Consider the following 12,744-nt stretch of genomic DNA (forward strand, 5'->3'; position numbering starts at 1 on the left):
GGGGGAAGGGAAGGAGGGGGAAGGGAATGCGGGGAGGGGGGTGGGGTCAGCGGGAGGTGTCGAAGACCTCGTCGCGTGTCGACGCGAGCGCGCTCTCCAGTGCGCCGCGCAGCACGGGATGTTCACGGACGTCGCCCACGACCAGGCGGGGGCGTGACGCGGCCAGTTCCTCCAGCTCGGCCTGGACGAGGGCGCGCAGCGCCTCGCCGCCCGAGGTGAGGGACGCGCCGCTCAGCACGACGAGCTCGGGGTCGAGGACCGAGACGAGGGAGGCCAGACCGGTGGCCAGCCGGGTCGCGTAGGTCTGCAGGAGGTGGCGGTGGGGTTCGTCGTCGGCCTCCGCGGCCCGGGCCACCAATTCCGCCGCGGCCTCGGCGTACGGCCCCTGCGGGACGTCCTCGATGCCGAGTTCACGGGCCAGCCGGGGGACGGCCTGGGAGCCGGCCAGCTCCTGGTAGCCGCCGCTGTTGGCCTTGGTGACCTGGCGGACCAGGGGGGTGCCCGGCACCGGCAGGAAGCCGACCTCGCCGGCGCCGCCGCTCCAGCCGCGGTGCAGCCGGCCGCCGAGGACCAGGGCGGCGCCCAGGCCCTCCTGGTTCCACAGCAGCACGAAGTCCGCGTGGCCCCGGGCCGCGCCGAGCCGCTGTTCGGCGAGCGCGACCAGGTTGACGTCGTTCTCGTACTCGAACGGCATCGGCAGGGCGGCGGCCAGCTCGTCCAGGAGGGTGGGGGAGTGCCAGCCGGGGAGGTGGGAGGCGTAGCGCAGGCGGCCCGTGGTGGGGTCGAAGGCGCCGGGGGTGCCGATCACGAGACGGTGGATGTCGTCCCGGGCGAGGCCCGCCGCCTTCACCGCGCCGTCCAGGGCGTCGGTGACCTGCTGGACGACCGGGGTGCCGGTGCGCCTGCCGGGGGTGGGCAGTTCGTGCCGGCCGACCGTGCGGCCGGTGATGTCGGAGACCGCGGCGAGTATCCGCTGCGGGGTGACGTCGAGCCCGGCGGCGTAACCGGCGGCCGGGTTGACCTCGTAGAGCTGGGCGTTCGGGCCCGGCCGGCCTTCGGTGGTGCCGGTGGCCAGGACGAGGCCCGCCGCCTCCAGACGGGCCAGAAGCTGCGAGGCGGTCGGCTTGGACAGGCCGGTGAGCTTGCCGATCCGCGTACGGGAGAGCTGTCTGTGCTCCAGCAGCAGGTCGAGGGCGGCCCGGTCGTTCATGGCGCGCAGGACGCGTGGGGTGCCCGGCGTACCGGCGGTTCCTGCCATGCGTGTCCACACCTGCCCTTCGGCTGCTCAGCTTTTCAGTGATCGCGGGGAGAAGTCCATCGAGGGGAAGCCCTTCGAGGCCTGCCCCGATACTGTTAGGAAAGTTTCCTATCGGTGGGGAGGAAGGTAAGCCCGGCGCCGCGCGGGCGTCAATAGGGGACGCCTTGTCTTTATCCGGACATGCGAAAGGGCGGCACCCGGCCGAGCCGGATGCCGCCCTCCCGGGAGGCCGCTGCTTCGCTACTTCGTGGTGCTCGTCGGCGCCGCGGGCGCGAGCGGGGACGCCGCCGCCGACTGCGGAGACGTGGCGTTCGCGTACACCGACGGAGCCGCCATCCCCGCCGTCGGATCGGCGATCTGCTCCTCCGTCGGGGCCGTGGCGCCGCCGACGATCCGGATGCCCGCCGCGTCGAAGGCCCGCTTGATGCGCCAGCGCAGCTCGCGCTCCACGGTCAGGGACTTGCCGGGCATGGTCTTGGCCGAGACGCGCACGACCATGGAGTCCAGCAGGACGCTGTCCAGGCCGAGGACCTCGATCGGGCCCCACAGCAGTTCGTTCCAGGGCTCCTCGGCGCCCATCTTCTCGGCGACCTCGTCCAGCGTGGCCTTGACCTTGTCCAGGTCCTCACCGGAGTGGACCGTGACGTCGACGTTGGCGGTGGCCCAGCCCTGGGAGAGGTTGCCGATGCGCTTGACCTCGCCGTTGCGGACGTACCAGATCTCGCCGCCGTCGCCGCGCAGCTTGGTCACGCGCAGGCCCACCTCGATCACCTCGCCGGAGGCGACGCCCGCGTCGATCGTGTCGCCGACGCCGTACTGGTCCTCCAGGATCATGAAGACGCCGGACAGGAAGTCCGTGACGAGGTTGCGGGCGCCGAAACCGATCGCCACACCGGCGACACCGGCCGAGGCCAGCAGCGGGGCGAGGTTGATCTGGAAGGTGCCCAGGATCATCAGCGCGGCCGTGCCGATGATCAGGAACGACGCCACCGAGCGCAGCACCGAGCCGATGGCCTGTGAACGCTGGCGGCGGCGTTCGACGTTGACCAGCAGTCCGCCGATCGCGCCGCCGTCCAGGGACGGGACGTTCCGGTTCATGCGGTCAATCAGCTTGGTGATCGCCCGCCGTACGACGACCCTCAGCACCACCGCTATCACCACGATGAGCAGCACCCGCAGGCCGATCGCGAGCCATGTCGACCAGTTCTGCTCGATCCAGCCGGCGGCGTTCGTCGCGCTCTCGTGGGCGTCCTGCAGCGAGGGCACTCTCGGGCTCTGCGTATCCGAGGGGGTCGGCGACGGCGTAGGGTCGGCGGCCATCAGAACGGCGTCCGCGGGGGACATGGACACGGCGGGTACCTCCAGGTGCAGCGGTCTGCCCCGGTGGGGTGGTTCGGGGGTGTTCGGGGGGTCAAGGTCACGACTGGGTCACCGAAGGGGCAGAACCACCACACTAACGGGGCATTGTGTGTGCTCCCTCGGAATGTGTGAAGGAGAGACCGTGCTCACCTGGGCTTGAACAGGCCATGCTCTGGGGGATGAATCAGATGTGGTCGAAAACACTCCCAGCCCGTTACCGGGACATGGTGGCGCTTCCACCAGGCATGAGGAGAGACTGACTACGAATCGTCCCGGCGCGAGCCACGCGCCGCCGGCGTCCAAGGAGGCATCCGTGCCGCATGTCCTGGTCCTCAACGCGTCGTACGAGCCGCTAGGTGTCGTACCGCTCCGCCGCGCGCTCGTCCTCGTCCTCGAGAACAAGGCCGTATGCCTCGAGGAGTCCGGCGCCTTTCTGCACAGCGCGACCGTCACAGTCCCCGCACCCAGCGTGGTCCGGCTCAAGCGATTCGTCCGGGTTCCCTATCGGGGGCCCGTTCCACTGACCCGCCGGGCGCTGTTCGCCCGTGACGGGGGCCGGTGCATGTACTGCGGTGGCGTCGCAACCAGCGTCGACCACGTCATCCCGCGCAGCCGCGGGGGCAAACACGTCTGGGACAACGTGGTGGCGTCCTGCCGCCGCTGCAACCACGTGAAGGCCGACCGACATCTCTTCGAGATCGGCTGGCGGCTGCGCCACAAACCCGCCCCGCCCTCCGGTCTCGCCTGGCGCATCATCGGGACCGGCCACAGGGACCCGCGCTGGCTGCCGTACTTGCAGCCGTACGGCGCGGAGGACGCCATGGCCCGGATCGACGGCATTCCTGCCTGACGACGATCCGGGCTTTCGTATTGCCGCGTGCGGCCGACTCGACCGGCCCGGGGAACCCCCGTTCCCCCGGGCCGGCCATGAGGAGGGCGCCTACGTGTACCGCAGCTCCCCCGGGCGCACCGAGCGGCGCAGCAGGGGCAGCGAGGTGGCGGCGGCCAGCAGGCAGGCGGCGTAGAAGGCGAGGGGCACCAGGGCGGTCGCCCAGGGCACCGGACGGCCGGAGAGCAGGGCGTACCAGGTGCCGATGGCCAGGCCGCCGAGGCCCGCGAGCAGCACCGCGGGGGCCAGGGGCAGCGCGGTCTCCAGCAGCAGGGCCCGGCCCAGCACCGTGCGGGGCACTCCGGCGGCGGCCTGTGCGGCGAGGCCGCGGCGGCGGGTGGCCAGGGACTCGGCGGTGCCGACGGCGAGCCCGGACAGCGTGATCGCGAAGGCGACCGCGATGGCGGCGCCGGTGAGGTCGAGGCCGGTGGTGTAGTAGGACACGGACTCGGCGAGGTTCTTCTCGGTGCGCACCACGTCCCCCAGCACCTGCCGGATGCCCATGAAGCCGGTCCCGACGACCGTGACCAGCAGCACCGCCGCGTGGGTGCGGGCGGCCGACCAGGGGTCGTCGCGCAGCCGCTCGGCGGCGATCAGCGTCGCCGCCGACCGGGCCCGGACCGCGAGGAGCCGCCCGGTCGCCTTCGCGGCCGCCCCGGAGAGCCACACGGAGCCCGCGCCGACCGCGAGGACCGCGCCCGCCATCATCAGCGGCGGTCCGCCGTTCGGCCGGTTGGCGGCGGGCGTGGCGGTGGTGGACACGGCCAGCAGCGCCAGCGCCGCGACGAGCAGCATGCCGCCCAGGAACAGCAGCCCCGGCCCCCGTCCGGAGCGCGGCCCGAACCGGCGCACCCAGCCGAGCGGCGAGGCCACCACCCGGCGCAGCGCCAGCGCGCCCGCCGTCGCGCCCAGCAGCGGTACGCCGACGGCGACCAGGGCGATCCCCGCCCAGGCCAGGGCGGTCGGCCGGTCCCACAGGCGCAGCAGGAGCAGCACCGAGAAGACGGTGGCGACCGCCGAGCCCAGCAGACAGGCGAGCCCGGTCTCCAGCGCGGCGATCCGCCGCACCTGCCAGGGCGTCGCCCCGGCCAGCCGCAGCCCGGCCAGCCGCCGGTCGCGGTGCACCGCCCCGATCCGGGCGCACTGCCCGAGGAACCCGAGCACCGGCACGAGCAGGAGCAGCAGGCTGACGATCACGCCGGAGCGCGTGCCGGGCTGGTCCAGCAGGCCGGCGGCGTAGGGCACGTCGTGGTAGCCCCGCAGCGAGGCCAGGGCGACTGCGGCGAGCGCGAAACCCGTCGCGAGCGCCGCACCCGTCGCCGTCAGCGCGACCCGCCACCACTCCCCACGGTCGGAACCACGGGTGAGCTCCCAGGCGAGGCGCAGATCGGCGCGCAGTGAGTGCGGGGAGCTCATGCCGCCACCCCCGTCGGCGCCACGCTGCCGTCCCGCAGCTGCACTTCCCGGTCCGCGTACGCCGCCACCTGGGCGTCGTGGGTGATCAGCAGGACCGCCGTCTCCGACTCGCGGGCCGTGTGCACCAGGGCCGTCATGACCTGCTCGCCCGCCAGGGAGTCCAGCGCGCCCGTCGGTTCGTCGGCGAAGACCACCTTCGGGCCGGTGACCAGGGCCCGGGCCAGTGCGGCCCGCTGTGCCTGGCCGCCGCTCAGCTCGCCCGGCCGCAGGTCCTCCTGACCGCGCACCCCGAACCGCTCCAGCCACTCACCGGCCCGGGCCCGCGCCCGGGTGCGGTCGGTGCCGGCCAGCAGCAGCGGCAGGGCGACGTTGTCCAGGACCGTCAGCTCGGGGATGAGCTGCCCGAACTGGAACACCACGCCGAACTCGGTGCGGCGCAGCTCGCTCAGCCGCTTCTCGGGCAGGTCCTCCAGCCGCTGTCCGTCGTACGTCACCGAGCCCTCGTCCGGGCGGACGATCCCGGCGAGGCAGTGCAGCAGCGTCGACTTCCCGCTGCCGCTCGCGCCGGTCACGGCGAGGATCTCGCCGGCGTGCAGCTCGACGGACGCGCCGCGCAGGGCGGGTGTCCTGCCGTGCGCCTTGGTGAGGCCACGGGCCGTGAGGAGAGGCACGGGTCTGCTCATGATGCGTCGACCTCCGCGGTCAGGGTGGTGAGCCGGGCCGCCGTGGTGGTCATCCAGCGGAGGTCGGCGTCGAGGTGGTTGACGGCGTAGTCCGCCGAGAGCACGGTCGCCAGGTCCGCGCCCTTGGCGGCCTTGAGCGCCGTCAGTTCCCGCATCCGCTCCATGTGGGCGGCACGCTGGGCGCTCAGATAGCCGGCCGGGTCGCCGCCCGAGAGGATCGCGACGACGACCTTGGCGAAGATCTCGTTCGCCACGAAGGGGGCGGGCGGTGCGATCTCCCCGGCCCAGCGGGCCAGTTCACCGGCCCCCTCGTCCGTCGCGCGGTACATCGTCCGCTCCGGGCCGCCGTCCGAGTCGGTGCCCTCGACCTCGGCGAGGCCGTCCCGGACGAGGCGCTGGAGGGTCGTGTAGACCTGCCCGTAGGCCAGGGGGCGGGCCTGCGGGAAGCGGTCGTCGTGGCGTCGCTTGAGGTCGTAGCCGTGGCTCGGACCCGAGGCGAGCAGGCCCAGCAGGATGTGGCGGGTGCTCATGCCGATCATTATGTACTGAGTACATGTACTGAGTGAATAGTGCTCGGCGAAAAGATGCGTGCCGCGGGTGCGCGGCTGCTCATTCGGTGATGGCGTACGCCTCCGCCGACCACAGCGAATACCCGAACCGCGTGGCCCGCTTCTCGCCCTGCACCCGTACGAAACGCACGTCCCGCTCGTCCATGCGGACGCTCTCCAGGCCGCCCCGGCTGTCCCGTACCGTCGCCGCCGTGCGCCAGCGGCGGCCGTCCGCCGACACCTGGACGCGGTACGCCGAGGGGTGGGCGTCCTGCCAGCGCAGCGCGACCTGCCCGAGCCGCGCCGGGCGGGGGAGCTCGACCTGCCACCAGGCGCCGTCGTCGACGGGGGACGACCAGCGCGTGTCCGGGTCGCCGTCGTTCGCCGCCGACGCCGGGAAGTCGGGCGTCTCGTCGGCCGAGGAACGCGCCGTGCCGGTGCGGGCCAGGTCGGGGCCGCCGGTGGGCGGGTAGGCGTGGACGGTGAGCGTGCGGGTCGCTCCCGCGAAGCCCAGCCGGATGTCGTACGACCGGATCGGCGTGCCGCGCTCGACGGTCACCTCGACCGGGACTTCCACGGTCGAGCCGCGCTTCACGGTCAGCTCGCCCTTCGGCACCCGGACCCGCACGCCCTCGGGCGCCTCGGCGGTGAGCCTGCCCCGGGCGTCGGCGGGCCGCAGCGAGCCCAGCCCGGCCGTCAGCCGCAGGGCCCGCCCGGTCTCCGCGTCCACCTCGTCGCGCTTCAGCTCCAGCGAGGTGGCGGGGGAGTCCGTGAACCAGGGGACGAGGTGACGCACCCGGGCCGGAGCGGGGCCGGCGACACGGACGGCATCCACCGGCGAGCCGGAGTCCCGCTCCTGCCGTCCCGGCGTCCGACCGGCGGTCCCGTCGGCGCCCTGGCCCCGCACCCGCACCTCGGTCGCGCCCGAACCCGCCAGGCGGCCGATCGGGCGCCAGCCCCGGCCCGGTACGTGTGCCTCGACCGTGCCCTCGGTGCCGGGGTCGGTGAGGACCGTCACGGCTGTCAGGGGACGGGGGCGGGGGAAGCGCAGGGTGCGGTCGTCCGACGGGGCGCCGGGGTTGCGGGGCGGCTCGTGGTCGATGCCGGCCCAGGACGCGTACGACTTCTGCGCCCGCCGCAGGAAGGGGTCCAGGACGTCCGTGCCGACCTCGACCCGGGCCTGCTCCAGCCCGGCCCGCAGGGCGCCCAGTCTGCGGTACGCCGTCCAGGCCGCCGACGTGTCCCCGGCGTGCTGCGCGTCCAGCATGTCGAGCGCGGCCGTGCCCGCCTCGCCGTAGCCGGCCAGCTGCTCGGACCAGGGGGTGACCTCGGAGGCGAGGGCGGTGTCCGAGAGCCGCCGGGGCAGCTCGCGCAGCACGGTGAAGGCCTCGCGCAGCCGCCGCGCGGCGTCACCGCCCGACGTACGGTCACGCCAGTACGCCTCGGTCAGCGGGCGCAGATACGCCGACTCCTCGTCGTCCAGCACCGACGACGCGTCGTTCCCGGCGAGCGCCGCCAGGGCCTGCTCGCGGCGCCGGTCCCCGCCCGCCAGGTCGGCGATCGCGGCGCGCCAGGACTCCCGGGGGCTGTAGGAACGCGGGTTCCACGCGTAGTCGGCGGCGGTGAACAGCGGGATGCGGGACGCCTCCGGCTGCTGCATCGCGTTGGCGAGCAGGGCGGCGGAGCCGGTCGCGACGGCCGGCTCACGGCCCTGGTAGGGGCCGAGGAAGATACGGCCGGGGTCGTAGTCGTTGACCGGGTAGTTGTCCATCGTGACCAGCGGGTGCCCGAGTGCCTCCCGCGCGTCGGCCAGTTCACCGCCCGTGATGGTGCGGGGCACCACCCCGACGCCCGTCCACGCGACCTCGACGGCCTTGTCCAGCTCGCTCGCCAGCGCCCGCCGGTAGTCGGTCGTGCCGTCCTCGTAGTACTCCGTCGGCATCAGCGACAGACCGGCGGCGCCGGGGTGCCGTTCCGCGAGATGCCGGGCCACCGCGTTCGCCACCCGGGACTGCGCCTCCGCCGCCGCCCGCGGGCCGGAGCCGAACCGGTCGGCGTCCGCCTCGCAGTGCCACTCGCTGTAGCTGACGTCCTGGAACTGGAGCTGGAAGGCCCGGAAGCCCAGCGCCCACATCGCGTCGAGCTTGCGCGTCAGCGCCCGCACGTCGGCGTCCGAGGCGAAGCACATCGCCTGGCCCGGGGCGACCGCCCAGCCGAGCTTCACGTGGTTGCCGCGGGCCCGCTCGGCCAGCTCCCGGAACTCGGCCCGCTGCCTCGCCGGGTACGGCTCACGCCAGCGGGCCTGCCGGTAGAGGTCGTCGCCGGGGGCGTACAGGTAACGGTTCTGCTTGGTACGCCCCATGAAGCCGACCTGCGCCATCCGCTGCCGGTGCGTCCAGGCGGTGCCGTAGAAACCCTCCGTGATGCCGCGTACGGCGGTGCCCGGCCAGTCGCGTACGACGGCCGCCGCGATCGTGCCGTCGGGACGCAGCAGCTGCCGCAGCGTCTGCACGGCGTGGAACAGCCCGTCCTCGCCTGTTCCGGTGAGGGAGACGGCACCCCGGCCGACGGACAGCTCGTAGCCCCCGGAGGGGAGGGCGCGGCGGTCGTTCCGGCGGACGGGCTCCGTCCCCGCCCGCACGACCAGGGCGCCGGGCGCGGCGGAGTCCGTGACGCGGCGGGCCCCGGCCCGCCGCAGCAGCTCGCGCAGGGCCTCTACGGCGTAGGGGTCCGCCGACGGGTCCGTGAGCAGCGCGACCTCGTCGGTGACCTCGACCGGGGCGCCGTTCGCGCGCAGCGACTGCGGGCGCGGCCAGACGGAGAGGTCGGCTCCGGCCGTGTCGGGAGTCGGTGTCGCGGCCTTGCCGGGGGCGGGCGGAGCCGCGACCGCGGCGGGCGGGGCGCCGAGGCTTCCGGCGACGACGGCGACCGCGAGGGCGACTGCCCGCTTTCCACGCCGCAGTCCCACAGGCCCCCTCCAGATGTGTCCGACAGCTGTCCGACAGATGTGCCGACCGGGACGACGAGCCCACCACCCGCCTGGTGAAGGTGTCAACGAGAGTGGCCGTTGTGACCGATTTACCGGAATCTTGACAGAGTGGAGGGGAGTGGAATGTGAGCAGGAGCACGATGTTCGGCCTGGGACGTCTGCCATCGCGTCGACTGGGTAGGGCTGCGGTAACCATCGAAAGTTGAAACCGACAAGCTCGACTAGGAGGCCCCCGTGGCTGCGATGACTTTCCTTCCGCTCCCGGCCCCGTCCAAACCCGTGGCGGACACGTCCGCCGACCTCGACCCCCACTACGACGATCCGCGCTACGAAGACCCCCACTACTGCGTCTTCAGCTCTGAGAACACCTGCGCCGAGCCCCCGCTCACCAGCGAGCCCCCGCTCCCTGACGCCGAGCCCCTCACCAGCGAGCCGCCGCTCGCCGAATCCGCCCCGCTGACCAGCGAGCCCTCCGCCTTCATCCCGGACTTCCCGGGGATCTAGGGGCCTCAATGACCGCACCGCGGCCGGCCGAACCGCCCTCCGAGGACTTGTCCCGCCTCGCCGAGCTGCATGGCGTCGCGACCTCTTACAGCCCGTCCCCGGACCGCACGGTCGCGGCCTCGGCCACCGCGGTCACCCTGACCCTGGCCGCTCTCGGCGTGGACGCGAGCACGCCCGGCGCCGTCCGCGCCGCGCTCGCCGCCCGGGAGCGGGAACAGGGCGCACGACTGCTGCCGCCCACGGTGGTCGGCTGGGGCACCGGCCCCCCGACCGCCCTGGCCGCGCTCCCCGAGGGGACCCTGCTGCGCATCGAGACCGAGCAGGGCGAGACACGCGACTCGGCCGGGCAGCTCCCGCCCGGCGTCCACCGGCTGACCGCCACGGCCCCCGACGGCCGCACCGCGGACGCCCACCTGATCATCGCCCCGGCCCGTCTGCCCACGCCCCCGGGACGCTCGTACGGACTGCTCGTCCAGCTCTACTCCCTCCTCTCCCGCCGCTCCTGGGGCATGGGCGACCTCGGCGACCTCGCCGAACTGGCCGGGTGGGCCGGGCGGTCGCTCGGCGCCGGGTTCGTCCAGGTCAACCCGCTGCACGCGGCCGTGCCCGGCGTCCCCACCGACCCCTCCCCGTACCGCCCCTCCTCACGCCGCTTCCCCGACCCCGTGCACCTGAGGATCGAGGACATCCCCGAGTGCGCCTACGTCGAGGACCCCCAGCGGCTGCGCGCGCTGCTGGAGAGATCCGGACGGCTGCGCGAAGCCGTGCTGGAGAAGGGCGCGCTGATCGACCGGGACGCCGTGTGGGAGCTCAAGCGGGAGGCGCTCGGGCTGCTGTGCGAGGTGCCGCTCGGCCCCGGCAGACGCGCCGCCTACTGCGACTTCCTCGCCGCTCAGGGCCAGGCCCTGGAGGACCACGCCACCTGGTGCGCGCTCGCCGAGGTGCACGGCCCGGACTGGCACCGCTGGCCGACCGGCCTGCGCGACCCCCGCTCGGCCGACACCGACCGAGCCCGGGGCGGCCTCATGGACCGGGTGGACTTCTGGTCCCGACTCGCCTGGCTCACCGACACCCAGCTGACCGCGGCGCAGCGCGCAGGCCGCGAGGCCGGGATGCCGGTCGGGATCGTGCACGACCTCGCGGTCGGCGTCCACCCCGGCGGCGCCGACGCCTGGGCACAGCAGGAGTACTTCGCCGCCGGCATGTCGGTGGGCGCGCCCCCGGACGCCTTCAACGCGCGCGGCCAAGACTGGGGCCTGCCGCCGTGGCGCCCCGACCGCCTCGCCGACTCGGGCTACGCCCCGTTCCGCGAGCTGCTGCGGGCCCTGTTCCGCTACGCCGGAGCGCTGCGCATCGACCACGTCATGGGCCTGTTCCGCCTGTGGTGGGTCCCCCAGGGCCGGCCGCCCACCGAGGGCACCTACGTCCGCTACGACGCCGAGGCCATGCTCGCCGTCCTCGTCCTGGAGGCATCCCGGGCCGGGGCGCCGGTGATCGGCGAGGACCTGGGCACCGTGGAGCCCGGCGTCCGCGAGGCGCTGCGCGAGCGCGGGGTGCTCGGCACGTCGGTGCTGTGGTTCGAACGCGACTGGGAGGGCGACGGCCTCCCCCTGCCCCCCGATGACTGGCGCGCCGACTGCCTGGCCACCGCCACCACCCACGACCTGCCGTCCACGGCAGCCCGCCTCACCGGCGAGCACGTCGAACTCCGCGACAGCCTCGGCCTGCTCGCCCGCCCGCTCGACGAGGAGCGCGCCGAGGCCGCCGCCGACACCGGCGAGTGGCTGTCCCTGCTCGCCCGCCTCGGCCTGCTGCACGGCACCGGCGGTGGCACCGACACCTCCTCGGAGGAGGCCGAGATCCAGGCCGTCCACCGCTTCCTGGTGCGCACCCCGGCCCGCATGGTCGGCGTCTGGCTCCCGGACGGGGTCGGCGACCGCCGCCCGCAGAACCTCCCGGGCACCTGGGACCAGTACCCGAACTGGCGGCTCCCGATCGCGGACGCGGGGGGACGCCCCGTGACGCTGGAGGAACTGGCGGCCTCGCCCCGACTGCACGCCCTCATCGAGGTGTTGCGGGAACCGGCCGGCCCGTCCGGCGGCTGAGGGCGACTCTTACGGCACCCCGGGCGCGCGGCCCCCGGGGGCGTTGGATACTTTTGACACCGTGGACAAGAAGAACGCCCTGCGCGCCGGCGCCCTGGCAGCCGGTACGACGCTCATGATGCTGCTCATGTCGTCCCCCGCCTCCGCGCTCAGCCGCGACGACGGTGACGACCCCGGCCCGGGCCTGAGCGTCATCGAGACGCTGGGCCTCTTCGTCGTGGCCCCCCTCGTGCTGTACCTGGTCATCCACGGTCTGGTGGTGATCGGCGACAAGACGCACAAGAAGAAGGACACGACCAGCTCCAACATCAACACCAAGGCCAAAGCCGAGGCCGAGGCCGGCTCCAAGGCCTGATCAGGGGCGTTGTGGAGGGGGCGTCACCGCCCGGCTGCTCCCTCCGTCCCCGCCAGCAGTTCCCTCAGCAGGCCGGCCAGTTGGCCGGCCTGTTTCTCGTCGAGGCCGGACAGGGCCTCCGTCTGGACGGCCAGCCCCGCGACGGCCGCCTCGTCGATGAGGCGCAGCCCCTCCTCGGTGAGCGTCACCTGAAGCCCCCTCCGGTCGTGCGGGTCGGGGGAGCGGCGCAGGAACCCGGCCCGCTCCAGCTTGTCCAGGCGGCCGGTCATCCCGCCCGTGGTGAGCATCAGCGTCTCCGACAGCCGGCGCGGTGAGAGCGTGTAGGGCTCGCCGGAGCGGCGCAGGGTCGCCAGGACGTCGAACTCGCCGCGGGAGACCCCGAACCGTGCGTAGGTGTCCTCCAGGCGGTCGGCCATCGCGCGGGCCAGCCGGGAGACCCGGCCGAAGACCTCCATCGCCCGGGTGTCGAGCTCGGGGCGGACCGTCCCCCACTGGTCGATGATCGCGTCGACAGGGTCCCTGCGCTGCTCGGGGCGTTCGTTCATGGCACGAGTATCGGCCGCCGCTCGGTCACCCGCAAGAAAGTAGCTTGGCGGGAAGTTGCTTGACGAAAAGTTGCTTAGGGCTAAGCTACTTTC

11 protein-coding genes are annotated in these 12,744 nt (G+C 73.8%); 4 read left to right on the forward strand and 7 right to left on the reverse strand.

Annotated elements, in window-relative coordinates; genetic code table 11:
• Nucleotides 1-46: 46 nt before the first annotated feature.
• Complete coding sequence (locus ACZ58V_RS14435; RefSeq protein WP_471290215.1) at nt 47-1,258, reverse strand: ROK family transcriptional regulator; 1,212 nt, start codon at nt 1,256-1,258, stop codon at nt 47-49.
• 240 nt (nt 1,259-1,498) lie between these two features.
• Nucleotides 1,499-2,602, reverse strand: a complete 1,104-nt coding sequence (locus tag ACZ58V_RS14440) for a mechanosensitive ion channel family protein (protein ID WP_471290685.1) — start codon at nt 2,600-2,602, stop codon at nt 1,499-1,501.
• 328 nt (nt 2,603-2,930) lie between these two features.
• Here ACZ58V_RS14440 and ACZ58V_RS14445 point away from each other — a divergent pair, with 328 nt between their 5' ends.
• Nucleotides 2,931-3,467 carry an HNH endonuclease gene (locus ACZ58V_RS14445; protein WP_189723698.1) on the forward strand — a complete coding sequence of 179 codons (537 nt, stop codon included), beginning with the start codon at nt 2,931-2,933 and terminating at the stop codon, nt 3,465-3,467.
• Between the two features lie 90 nt (nt 3,468-3,557).
• Here the strand turns inward: ACZ58V_RS14445 and ACZ58V_RS14450 are convergent, their stop codons facing one another.
• From ACZ58V_RS14450 to ACZ58V_RS14465, 4 genes are all read right to left on the reverse strand, one after another.
• Entirely contained in the window at nt 3,558-4,922 is a 1,365-nt protein-coding gene (locus ACZ58V_RS14450) for an FtsX-like permease family protein (protein ID WP_471290216.1), read from the reverse strand.
• On the reverse strand, nt 4,919-5,605 hold the full coding sequence (locus ACZ58V_RS14455) for an ABC transporter ATP-binding protein (protein ID WP_468189853.1): 687 nt from the start codon (nt 5,603-5,605) through the stop codon (nt 4,919-4,921). Before ACZ58V_RS14455 ends, ACZ58V_RS14450 begins: the two co-directional genes overlap by 4 nt.
• Nucleotides 5,602-6,135, reverse strand: coding sequence for a PadR family transcriptional regulator (locus tag ACZ58V_RS14460; protein ID WP_382826716.1), 534 nt, complete (start codon nt 6,133-6,135; stop codon nt 5,602-5,604). Before ACZ58V_RS14460 ends, ACZ58V_RS14455 begins: the two co-directional genes overlap by 4 nt.
• A 79-nt stretch (nt 6,136-6,214) precedes the next feature.
• Nucleotides 6,215-9,121, reverse strand: a complete 2,907-nt coding sequence (locus ACZ58V_RS14465; RefSeq protein ID WP_471290217.1) for a beta-N-acetylglucosaminidase domain-containing protein — start codon at nt 9,119-9,121, stop codon at nt 6,215-6,217.
• 255 nt (nt 9,122-9,376) lie between these two features.
• Between ACZ58V_RS14465 and ACZ58V_RS14470 the strand changes: the two genes are divergently transcribed.
• The 3 genes from ACZ58V_RS14470 to ACZ58V_RS14480 all read left to right on the forward strand — a co-directional run bounded on the left by ACZ58V_RS14470 (nt 9,377) and on the right by ACZ58V_RS14480 (nt 12,106).
• Nucleotides 9,377-9,646 (forward strand): hypothetical protein, encoded by a 270-nt coding sequence (locus tag ACZ58V_RS14470; RefSeq protein ID WP_311125744.1) that lies wholly within the window; start codon nt 9,377-9,379, stop codon nt 9,644-9,646.
• Between the two features lie 8 nt (nt 9,647-9,654).
• Nucleotides 9,655-11,751 (forward strand): 4-alpha-glucanotransferase, encoded by a 2,097-nt coding sequence (gene malQ, locus ACZ58V_RS14475; protein ID WP_468189848.1) that lies wholly within the window; start codon nt 9,655-9,657, stop codon nt 11,749-11,751.
• 61 nt (nt 11,752-11,812) lie between these two features.
• Nucleotides 11,813-12,106: a hypothetical protein gene (locus ACZ58V_RS14480; RefSeq protein WP_471290218.1), complete on the forward strand. Its 294-nt coding sequence runs from the start codon at nt 11,813-11,815 to the stop codon at nt 12,104-12,106.
• Nucleotides 12,107-12,129: 23 nt separating this feature from the next.
• Here ACZ58V_RS14480 and ACZ58V_RS14485 read toward each other — a convergent pair whose 3' ends face one another.
• Nucleotides 12,130-12,651: a MarR family winged helix-turn-helix transcriptional regulator gene (locus tag ACZ58V_RS14485; protein ID WP_471290219.1), complete on the reverse strand. Its 522-nt coding sequence runs from the start codon at nt 12,649-12,651 to the stop codon at nt 12,130-12,132.
• Nucleotides 12,652-12,744: the final 93 nt, after the last annotated feature.

The sequence above is a fragment of the Streptomyces sp. NPDC040589 genome (assembly GCF_055594445.1).

Coding starts and splice junctions, on each gene's coding strand:
- ACZ58V_RS14460 (WP_382826716.1), bottom strand. CDS start 6,135: ATGAGCACCCGCCACATCCTGCTGGGCCTGCTCGCCTCGGGTCCGAGC.
- malQ (WP_468189848.1), top strand. CDS start 9,655: ATGACCGCACCGCGGCCGGCCGAACCGCCCTCCGAGGACTTGTCCCGC.
- ACZ58V_RS14455 (WP_468189853.1), bottom strand. CDS start 5,605: ATGAGCAGACCCGTGCCTCTCCTCACGGCCCGTGGCCTCACCAAGGCG.
- ACZ58V_RS14485 (WP_471290219.1), bottom strand. CDS start 12,651: ATGAACGAACGCCCCGAGCAGCGCAGGGACCCTGTCGACGCGATCATC.
- ACZ58V_RS14435 (WP_471290215.1), bottom strand. CDS start 1,258: ATGGCAGGAACCGCCGGTACGCCGGGCACCCCACGCGTCCTGCGCGCC.
- ACZ58V_RS14450 (WP_471290216.1), bottom strand. CDS start 4,922: ATGAGCTCCCCGCACTCACTGCGCGCCGATCTGCGCCTCGCCTGGGAG.
- ACZ58V_RS14440 (WP_471290685.1), bottom strand. CDS start 2,602: ATGTCCCCCGCGGACGCCGTTCTGATGGCCGCCGACCCTACGCCGTCG.